The following is a 10,110-nucleotide window of genomic DNA, read 5'->3' on the forward strand; positions in this document are numbered from 1 at the left end:
GCGTGTGGAAGTCGCGCAAGGGATCGATCAACCTCGGCGGCCCCGAGCACCCGGTGCCGGATGAGGCTCTGGGAATCGCCATGGTCCAGTCCCTGGCGGAAGACCATCAGGACACGATGGCGCGAGTGATCGCGTGGACCCCCGAATACCGCTCGGGTCGCACCACCGAGGTGCATGCCGCGTTCGTGCAGCAGATGGTCCGGCTCACCGAGGCCGAGTTCGACGCCGTCATGGAGCGCGTGCGACAGGTCATCACCGAGGCGGCCGAGGCTCACGACAAGGATGACCCGGCCGGGCGTCCGTGGCAGATCGACATCCTCGCCGCCGACGACACCATCTGACGCCTAGGCGTCGTCGCTCGACGACTCCGTCTCATCGCCCTCTTCGGGCTCGCGGTGGCCGCTGAGGATCAGGATGCGGCGCAGATGCATGGCCGCGAGCACGCCGGGCCCCATCGATCGCCGCACATGGATCGTCCGATCGTCGACCGTCTCGAGCAGCAGTCGGATGGCCCGTGCGGCCTCGCCTCTGGCGCGGTGGTCGGCGGCGGTGAGGGGATCCTCCTGCGCGATGACCTCGGCGACGGCGTGGCACGCGGCCGACAGGGGCTCGGGCAGTGCATCGTCGAGCACCAGAGCGCCGGGGCGATCCCAGATGGTGTCGGCGATCTCGTCGGAGATGTCGCGGATGAGATGAGCGATCCGGTCGAGACGCGCGAGCTCCGCATGGATGTGGGCTGTCTCGCCGCGTCGTCCGAACGCCCGCGGGTTGCCTCGGCGGCTGTCGTCGGCATCCGACAGCGCGGTGCGCAGCTCCGCGGTCGTGTCGGCCAGCGATGCCGCGCCCTCGGCCCACTGCTGATGCTCGGGCGGCCACGACTCCGAGACCGCCGAGCCGATGTCGTGCAGATGCTGGCTGAGGTGCGCACGGAAGGCATCGACCTTCGCCGCGGCGGCGAGGGTGAGCGGCGCCGGCGCGATCACCAGGTTCACGAGGAGTCCGACCACCACGCCGACGGTCGTCTGCAAGAGGTACCCGATCGAGTAGTCGTCGGCGTTCTGGCCGCCGATGATCAGCACGAAGAGCGCGGCCATCGGAACGTACTCCCGACCGACGCCGAACCAGCCGGTGCCCGAGACCAGCACCCCGATGGCGACCACCGCAGGGATCGTCCACCAGGTCGGGCCGACGGTCAGCACCACGATCGCCGCCAGCCCGATGCCGGTGGCGAGCCCGAGCAGCGTCTGCACGCCCGAGCGCACCGAGCCCATGAGCGTCGGATACATGCTGACGAGGGCGCCAAGCGGAGCGTAGTAGGGATACTCGTCGGTGACGCCCGGCATGTGCGGCGCGATCGTCCACGCCAGCCCCACCGCGAGCGCGGTCTTGGCGACGAGCAGCAGCCGGGCCGGAAGCACGGCCTCGCGCAGCGAGCGCACGATGCCGGGGCGGCGGGCGCGCACTCGTGTCCTGATGTTCGTCACGGCATCCCTCTCGTCATCCTCCCCGACAGGTGACGCTAGTGGCCGGGCATCCGTTCGCGCACCGGGTTGCGCCGGGCGCCGTCGGCGGGGTAGCGGTGATGAACGCGACGACGCCGGTCGCCCCGTGAGGAGCGACCGGCGTCGGGTGATCGTGCGGGATCAGGGAATGGCTCGGCGGAACGCGAGGAACGAGATGCCGACGAGCACCACCGTGGCGACGAGCCCCCACAGTGCGAGTCCGAGCGCTCCGGCGTCGAGGATGCCGGTCCACACCTGCCCCCAGAGGTCGAGCCTCGTCGCGAGGAACGCGAGTCCGACGAGGATCAGGGCGAGACCCACTCCGACGATGGTCAGCACCGTGGGTCCCCAGCTCTTGTAGATCGTCGCGCCGGTGAAGCCGACGACGAACAGGAAGAGGGCGAGGGTGAAGTAGACGACGAAGGCTCCGAGCGGACCCGCCTCCCACAGCCACGGCAGGTAGAACACGTAGCCGTTGACGCCGTATCCGTTGGTCAGCGTCTCGATGGCGCCTCCGATCAGGAACACCACGCCCATGAAAGCACTGCCGAGGATGGCCGTGAGAAGGGTGCCGAAGAAGAAGTCCCGGCGCGTGATGCTCATCGCCTGTGAGAACGGGAACGTGAGGGTCATCGCCGAGATGCCGATGGCGAAGAAGTACCAGAGCGGCGCTTGGCCGCCGCCGCCGTACTTCGGGGTGTCGACGGGGATCATCGCGTAGATGAGCACCGAGATCACGACTGCGGAGCCGAGGACGATCAGCGGCACCCAGATGAAAGTCTGGCGGTTGATCAGCTGCAGACGGATGACGTTGAGTGTGCGTCGCATCAGCGCACCTCCTCTTTCATGGCTGCGTCTCTGGTGGTGGCGCCCGCCTCGGCTTTCTGCGTGAGCCGCACGATCAGCTGCTGCAGCGAGACGGGCGCGAGATCCAGGCCGGATGCCGTGACCTCGCTGCGCTCGGCGGGCGACAGGGCTCCGAGCACGGTGACGGATGCCACGCGTCCGAGCGCCTCGCGGTGCAGCACCTCGCGCCCGGACGCCCACGCGTCGACCTTGGCCGCATCGCCGACCACGGTGACGGCGCGGTCGCGCACGGCATCCGTGTCTTCATTGAGCAGGATCTTGCCGTTGTCGATCACGATGACCTTCTCGATGAGGTTCGAGACCTCGTCGATCAGGTGCGACGAGAGCACGATCGTGCGCGGATGCTCGGCGTAGTCCTCGAGCAGGCGGTCGTAGAAGATCTGACGGGCGACCGCATCGAGGCCCAGGTACGGCTCGTCGAAGAAGGTCAGCTCGGCGCGCGAGGCGAGCCCGATGATGACCCCGACGGCCGAGAGCTGGCCGCGGGAGAGCTTCTTGATCGTCTGCTTCATCGGCAGCTGGAACTGCTCGATGAGTTCGTCGGCGAGCTCCTGGTTCCAGTTGTGGAAGAACAGGCTCGCGGCCTTGAACGCGTGACGCGGGTAGGCGTCATCCGGATACTTCTGGCTCTCACGGACGAAGCAGATCCGGTTGAGGACGTGGGTGTTCTCGTAGGGGTGCTCGCCGAAGACGCGCACGGTGCCGGACGACTCGAAGTTCTGCGCGGTCAGGATCGACATGAGCGTGGTCTTGCCCGCGCCGTTGCGGCCGAGCAGGCCGTAGATCGCGCCGCCCTCGAGGCTGAGCGACACGTTGTCGAGCGCGTTCTTCTCCTTGTAGTGCTTGGTGAGGTTCTGGACCTGGATGACGGCGGTCATGCGGTGGTCTTCCCTTCTGTCTGTGCTGTCTTGGTCGCTGTCTGTGCTGGCTGTGCTGGCGGGTTCGCGCGCTCGCGCAAGAGCGTGGCGAGGTCTTCGGCGCCGAGGCCCAACGTGCGGGCTTCGGCGATCAGAGGGTCGATGTATCGGTCGGCGAACGCCGCGCGGCGCTCGCCGAGGAGCACATCCTTCGCCCCGGCGGCGACGAACATGCCGATGCCGCGGCGCTTGTACAGCACTCCCTTGTCGGTGAGCATGGCGACTCCCTTCGCTGCCGTCGCGGGGTTGATCCGGTAGAAGCCGGCGAGCTCGTTCGTCGAAGGCGCCTGGGATTCCTCCTGCAGTGAGCCGTCGAGGATCGAGTCCTCGATCTGCTCGGCGATCTGCAGGAAGAGCGGCTTGCCTTCTTCGATCACGAGTGTCCTCCGCGGGTTGGTGGGTTAGTTACTAGAGTAGGTAACCACCGAACCTCAGTCGTGTCAAGGGGCGCCGGGGTGGGGCGCGCGCCGAAGGCCGACGACCGGGGCATAACTTCGGATGACGAGGGCGGCGCGCCGAGAGGAACAGGCGAGCGGCGGCGTGTCGGTGATGGGGTCCGAAGTTGTGCCCGGGGCAGGTAGGGCGACAGCGCGTTGAGCCAGTCAAGAGGCGGCGCTCCTAGGGTGGAGAGGTGGACTTCCCCTACAGCCGCCTGCGCCGTTGGCCCGATGTCGAGGCCGACAACCTGCACGCGCACGATGCGACAGATCTGCTGCTCGTCGAGCGCGCCCTCGCCCTCGGCGTCGCCGGGCACGAGATCGCGGTGATCGGCGATGAGTACGGGGCGATCACGCTCGCGCTGACCGATGCCGGACTCGACGGCGTCCGAGTGCACCAGGACCTCGCGACCGGGCGGCGGGCTCTCGCGCGCAACGCCGACGAGCTCGGACTGTCGGGCTTCGCATCGCACGAACTCGATGCGACCCTGCTCGACGGCGCGCGGCTCGTGCTGATGCAGCTGCCGAAGGCGCTCGCCGAACTCGAGGAGATCGCGGACTCCGTGGCCCGATGGGCTGCCCCCGAGGTCGTGCTCGTCGCCGGCGGACGCGTGAAGCATATGACCATCGCGCAGAACAACGTGCTCGGTCGCAGTTTCTCGCACGTGCAGGCTCAGCGTGCCGAGCGGAAGTCGCGCCTGGTCGTGGCATCCGAGCCGCGGTCGGTGCCGTCTGAACCTCCGTTCCCCGTGACGGCGCAGCATGACGGATTGACTCTGGTCGCGCACGGCGGCGCCTTCGCGGGGGCGAGACTCGACATCGGCACGCGGGTTCTGCTCGAGGTGCTCGGCCTCGGCGGTTCACAACTCAGGAAGAACTCACCCGAATCGGTCCCAAAGGCCCCGAATCGACCCGATATCGCCCGGTCTTCCGGAGTTGTGGACGCCGACGAGCCGAGCCCGGCCCCGATCGTCGTCGACCTGGGCTGCGGAACAGGGGCGCTCGCCGCGTCGTACGCCCTCGCCCACCCCGACTCGCACGTCATCGCCACCGACCGGTCGGCCGCAGCCGTGGCCTCGGCCCGCGCCACCATGGCAGCGAACCGCATCGCCGACCGGGTGGCGGTGATGCACGACGACGCCGGTTCCGAGCTCGCCGACGCGAGCGCCGACGTCGTGCTGCTCAACCCGCCCTTCCACCTCGGCAGCAGTGTGCACACGGGCGCGGCGACGCGACTGTTCGAGGCCGCGGCCCGCATCCTCCGCCCCGGTGGCGAGCTCTTCACGGTCTTCAATTCCTCGCTCGGCTACCGCGCCGAACTGACTCGTCTCGTCGGCGACACCGAGCAGCTCGAGCGCACGCCTAAATTCACGGTGACGCGCAGCATCCGCCGCTGACCGCGTTCGCCCCGGCAGTCCGATCACGCCTCCGAAGTCCGGATGCCCGGCATTCGGACTTCGCACGTGCACAGGGACTTCGGAAGCGCTCGGGCGACCGCGGAACGGCCCCCGGCTCGCCCCCGGATCGCCCCCGAAACGCCCGCGGTGCACCCCGTCGCCGGCGTGGCCGAAACCCGCGCAATCCCCCGGTCAGCCGACGAAACTGAACAGGGTCGGAAATCGTGGATTTGCCCCTGACCGGCCATTTCGTTACGTTGGTTGGTGGGCCTGACGGCCCGAAGACCAGTCCGCGATCACGTCCTTCTTTCGAATGTGCTGTGCTGCGAAGAGGCGTGGACGTACGGTCGATGCTCTATCGCGGTGGATCCGAAATCCGCCGTCCGCGCCGCCACAGCACCACGTCGAAACGGCCGGGAGGATCACCCGGACGTAACCGAAGCAGGCTCAGTCGCACACGGCGAGCCGCAGGGGAAACGTGTCCGAAATCGCTCTAGAAGCGCGCAATCTGTACAAGGTGTTCGGGAAGAATCCGAGCAGTGCCGTCCGTCGACTGAAGGCCGGTGAGAGCAGATCCGCGGTAGGCGACGCAGGAACCGCCGCCGTCATCGACGCCAGTTTCACCGTGAACCGGGGCGAGATCTTCGTGATCATGGGGCTCTCCGGTTCGGGAAAGTCCAACATCATCCGCATGCTCAACGGCCTGCACGAGGCGACCGACGGCTCCGTCATCGTCAACGGCGATGCCATCACCGGCATCCCGACGTCGCGTCTGCGTGAGATCCGCCGCGACCGCATCTCGATGGTGTTCCAGCACTTCGCGCTGCTGCCGCACCGCACGGTCGCCGCGAACGTCGCCTATCCGCTCGAGCTCAAGGGTGTCGGCAAGGACGAGCGTATGAAGAAGGCCGACGAGATCCTCGCCCTCGTGGGTCTCGACGGCCAGGCCGACAAGATGCCCTCCGAACTGTCCGGTGGCATGCAGCAGCGTGTGGGCATCGCCCGCGCGCTCGCCGCCGACTCCGACATCCTGCTCATGGACGAGGCGTTCAGCGCGCTCGACCCGCTGATCCGCCGCGAGATGCAGGAGCAGCTGCTCGAACTCCAGGAGAAGCTGCAGAAGACGATCGTCTTCATCACCCACGACCTCAACGAGGCCATGTTCCTCGGCGACCGCATCGCCGTGATGCGCGACGGCCGCATCGTGCAGATCGGCACGCCGGAAGACATCCTGACCGACCCGGCCAACGACTACGTAGAGCAGTTCGTGCAGGATGTCGACCGCGCACGTGTGCTCACCGCGGCTAACGTCATGGAGCGCGCGCGCCCCGTCGTCGCCGAGACCGCCGGCCCCCGCACGGCCCTGCGCCAGATGCGCGACGCGTTCATGTCGGCCACCTACGTGACCGGTCGCGACCGCAAGCTGCTGGGCATCGTCACCGACCGCGACGCCGTCAAGCTCGTACGCCAGGGCGTGTCGACCCTCGAGTCGATCATCAAGCCCGTGCCGCAGAGCGTGAGCGAAGACGAGGTCCTCATGAACCTCTTCATCCCCTCGGTCGAGTCGCCGCTGCCGCTGGCCGTGGTGGATGCCGCAGGGCGCCTGACCGGCGTGATCCCGCGCATCACCCTGCTCGCAGCTCTCGGCCCCGGCCCCGGTGCGACCGGCGAACTCACCCTGCCGCTGCTTCCGATGCCGCAGGCCGAGATCGATGCGGTGCTCGATGACGGATGGACGGCCGACTCGCAGCCGGTCGCCGGAACTATCGAGGAGGTGCGCTGATGGAAGGTTTCCGCATCCCCGTCGGAACGTGGATCGAAGCGGTCGTCGACTGGGTCAAGACCAATCTCGACGGACTCCTCGACGTCATCTCGTTCGTGATGAGCTTCCTCGTCGAGGGGCTCACGAGCGCCCTGCTGGCACCCCACTTCGCCGTCGTCATCGTGATCGCCGCGCTGATCGCCTGGGCCGTGCGCTCGTGGCAGCTCGCCATCGGAACCGTCGTGTCGTTCGGACTCATCGTCGGGATGGACCTCTGGGTTCCGGCCATGCAGACGCTCGCCCTCGTGCTGGTCGCCGCCATCATCGCCGTGCTGATCGCCGTGCCGCTCGGCATCTGGTCGGCGCGCAACGCCACCGTGCGTGCGGTGCTCAAGCCGGTGCTCGACTTCATGCAGACCATGCCGGCGTTCGTCTACCTGATCCCTCCGATCGTGTTCTTCGGCATCGGTGTGGTGCCGGGCCTCGTCGCGACCGTGATCTTCGCGCTGCCCCCGGGCCTGCGCCTGACCGAGCTCGGCATCCGCGGTGTCGATTCCGAGACCGTCGAGGCCGGTCACGCGTTCGGCGCGAAGCCGGGGCAGATCCTGCGCGGCATCCAGCTGCCGCTCGCCACGCCCACCATCATGGCCGGCGTCAACCAGGTCATCATGCTCGCGCTCTCGATGGCGGTCATCGCCGGGATGGCGGGTGCAGACGGCCTCGGGAAGATGGTCGTCGAGGCCATCTCGACCATCAACATCCCCAAGGGCGTGGAGGCCGGATTGGGCGTCGTGCTCATCGCCGTCTTCCTCGACCGCGTCACCGCAGCTCTCGGAACCCCGGGCGAGAACCACTCGTCTCTGTTCGGGATACTCGCACGGCGCCGCAACGGACGTCACGACGACGGGTCGGGCTCGGCCTCCGCGGGCGACAAGGATGCGGTGGATGAGGCGGACCGCCTCAAGGCGTCGCCCCGTCGCACCCCGATCGCCGCCCAGTGATCCCCGCACTTCCCTGACACACCACTGCGACACAGCAGTACGACACAGCACGCATCACCCAGGGAACACCCAGAACACCCTCTATACGGAACCAGGAGAGATACACATGAAGAAGAAGTTCCTCGCAATCACAGCACTCGGCATCACCGCATCGCTGGCCCTCGCGGGCTGCAGCAGCGACGGCGCCGGTGGCACGAACTCCGGCGGAGACGGTGCAGAAGACAAGGGCACGATCACGCTCGGCTTCCTGCCCTCATGGACCGACGGACTCAGCACCGCCTACCTGCTGCAGGACCAGCTCGAGAAGATCGGCTACACGGTCGAGATGAAGACGCTGACCGAGGCCGGACCGCTCTACACCGGTCTCGCCCAGGGGGACGTCGACATGTACCCGTCGGCGTGGCCCGAGCTGACGCACGCCGAGTACATGGACACCTACGGTGACGACATCGAGGACATCGGCACCTACTACGAGAACGCGAAGCTCACGATCGCGGTTCCGGAGTACTCCGAGCTGAACTCGATCGAAGACCTCAAGGGCAAGGGTGCGGACTTCGACGGCAAGATCATCGGCATCGAGCCGGGCGCGGGCCTGACCGCTCAGACCGAGAAGATGATCCCCGCCTACGGCCTCGAGGACGAGTACGAGCTCGTCACCTCGTCGACCGCGGCGATGCTCACCGAGCTCAAGACCGCGACCGACGCGCAGGAGGACCTCGTCGTCACCCTGTGGCGTCCGTTCTGGGCCAACGAGGCCTTCGGAATGAAGGACCTCGAAGACCCCGAAGGAGCCATGGGCGAGGCAGAGGGCCTGCACTTCCTCGGCCACAAGGGCTTCGCGGAGGAGTTCCCCGAGGCTGCTGAGCTGATCGAGCAGATCCAGCTCGACGACGCACAGTACGGCTCGCTCGAGGACATGGTCGTGAACGAGTACGGCGAGGGCAAGGAAGCGGATGCCGTCGACGCATGGCTCGAAGAGCACGGCGACGAGTTCGACTGGGTCGTCAGCTGACCTGACGCGCTGACCTGGATCCGCCCCACCACGGGCGGACTCCTCCCCGATGGGCGGAGGATCCTTCGGGATCCTCCGCCCATCGCTGTGTCCGGGCTGCGGCGTCCGGGGTGCGACGTCTGGGGCGCGGTGTCTGCATATATCGATGTACCGAAACAGCAGCCCCACCCCCTCGTCACGAACGGTCGGGCAGCTCGTCTTGTGAGTGCCGTCGAAAGATCGTCGGCACTCCAGACAGGCTCCGCCGAGGCCGAGCACAGCGCCGCCGATCGGTCGAGACAGACCACGGATGCCCTGCGGACATGTCCCCTGTGAATGAGGACCCTGATGACTGCAGCAGCACCGGCACGGGCACCACGGCGACGCCGCATCCGAACGCTCCTGGGCCTCGCGATGATCGGGGTGATCCTGCTGGCCGGCAACCTGCCGCCGACGCACGACCCGGCGCAGGCGATCGAGGATGCCGTGAGCACGACGCGCACGGCGACGACCGCGACCATGAACTACCGGGGCGGAGTCACGGCGACTCTCACGCTGAACCCGTCGACGACGCAGTACGGAACGGCCGGGGTGCAGTTCCTGACGACCACTCCGCACTCCGGCTACGGGGCGACGCCGGCCATGTTCACGCCGGGTCTCAACCCGACGACGACCCCGACCGTCGGGCTCGAGGCCTATGCCGGCATGTGCGGCACCATCGACTACACCGGCTTCTGCCCCGGCAACGGCACTCTGACCGTCACGTTCAACAGGCCGGTGACCGACCCGATCCTCGACATCTCGGGACTCGGCGGATACGCGCAGTGCGCCGAGAGACGCAACTCGTCGGAGACGTACTGCAACATCCTGACCGGCAACGGTCTGACCGTCGGAACGAACGCCGACGGCGACCGCACCGCCGCAGGCTGGATCGCGATGGAGCTCGACATCGTCACCCCCGGCGTGACGTTCTCGCCGTTCGCGGGGGCGCAGAACTTCCGCACCACCGCCACGACCCTCACCACGGCGGTGACGTCGAGCAGTTCTCGCTGCGACACGATCCTGCCCGACGCGGCAGAGCTCGACGGGCGCACCATGACGAGCACCTCTCTCGCCGGGTGCGGGTCGGTGGCGCTCAAGGGCACCTTCCAGACGGTGACTCTGAGCCTCGGCACGCACATCCAGCGGGCTCCGGTCACCGACGGGTGGGCCAGCGGCTACAACGCCGCCGACCTC

9 protein-coding genes and 1 pseudogene are annotated in these 10,110 nt (G+C 67.7%); 6 read left to right on the top strand and 4 right to left on the bottom strand.

Annotated elements, in window-relative coordinates; translation table 11 throughout:
• Nucleotides 1-341, top strand: a pseudogene (locus tag J7E68_RS06940) (ArsR family transcriptional regulator); the annotation flags it as partial.
• 3 nt (nucleotides 342-344) lie between these two features.
• Here the strand turns inward: J7E68_RS06940 and J7E68_RS06945 are convergent.
• The 4 genes from J7E68_RS06945 to J7E68_RS06960 form a co-directional block, all read right to left on the bottom strand.
• Nucleotides 345-1,484, bottom strand: coding sequence for an aromatic acid exporter family protein (locus J7E68_RS06945; RefSeq protein WP_215171127.1), 1,140 nt, complete (start codon nucleotides 1,482-1,484; stop codon nucleotides 345-347).
• A 159-nt stretch (nucleotides 1,485-1,643) separates the two neighbouring features.
• Nucleotides 1,644-2,330 carry a hypothetical protein gene (locus J7E68_RS06950; RefSeq protein ID WP_215171129.1) on the bottom strand — a complete coding sequence of 229 codons (687 nt, stop codon included), beginning with the start codon at nucleotides 2,328-2,330 and terminating at the stop codon, nucleotides 1,644-1,646.
• A complete protein-coding gene (locus J7E68_RS06955; RefSeq protein ID WP_215171131.1) occupies nucleotides 2,330-3,247 on the bottom strand; it encodes an ABC transporter ATP-binding protein in 918 nt (305 codons plus the stop codon). Before J7E68_RS06955 ends, J7E68_RS06950 begins: the two co-directional genes overlap by 1 nt.
• Entirely contained in the window at nucleotides 3,244-3,663 is a 420-nt protein-coding gene (locus J7E68_RS06960) for a GntR family transcriptional regulator (RefSeq protein ID WP_311416577.1), read from the bottom strand. The genes J7E68_RS06955 and J7E68_RS06960 overlap by 4 nt, the downstream gene beginning before the upstream one ends.
• Nucleotides 3,664-3,917: 254 nt before the next feature.
• On the opposite strand from J7E68_RS06960, the gene J7E68_RS06965 reads away from it, so the two are divergent.
• From J7E68_RS06965 to J7E68_RS06985, 5 genes are all read left to right on the top strand, one after another.
• A complete protein-coding gene (locus tag J7E68_RS06965; protein WP_215171133.1) occupies nucleotides 3,918-5,120 on the top strand; it encodes a methyltransferase in 1,203 nt (400 codons plus the stop codon).
• A gap of 478 nt (nucleotides 5,121-5,598) precedes the next feature.
• Nucleotides 5,599-6,903 carry a glycine betaine/L-proline ABC transporter ATP-binding protein gene (locus tag J7E68_RS06970; protein ID WP_215171135.1) on the top strand — a complete coding sequence of 435 codons (1,305 nt, stop codon included), beginning with the start codon at nucleotides 5,599-5,601 and terminating at the stop codon, nucleotides 6,901-6,903.
• Complete coding sequence (locus tag J7E68_RS06975) at nucleotides 6,903-7,883, top strand: proline/glycine betaine ABC transporter permease (RefSeq protein ID WP_215171137.1); 981 nt, start codon at nucleotides 6,903-6,905, stop codon at nucleotides 7,881-7,883. The genes J7E68_RS06970 and J7E68_RS06975 overlap by 1 nt, the downstream gene beginning before the upstream one ends.
• 106 nt (nucleotides 7,884-7,989) lie before the next feature.
• Nucleotides 7,990-8,895: a glycine betaine ABC transporter substrate-binding protein gene (locus tag J7E68_RS06980; protein WP_215171139.1), complete on the top strand. Its 906-nt coding sequence runs from the start codon at nucleotides 7,990-7,992 to the stop codon at nucleotides 8,893-8,895.
• A gap of 327 nt (nucleotides 8,896-9,222) precedes the next feature.
• Nucleotides 9,223-10,110 (top strand): hypothetical protein (locus J7E68_RS06985; protein WP_215171141.1); only part of this gene is annotated, 888 nt, incomplete at its 3' end.

Source organism: Microbacterium sp. ISL-103 (assembly GCF_018613995.1).
In the GTDB taxonomy this organism is placed as follows: Bacteria; Actinomycetota; Actinomycetes; order Actinomycetales; family Microbacteriaceae; genus Microbacterium.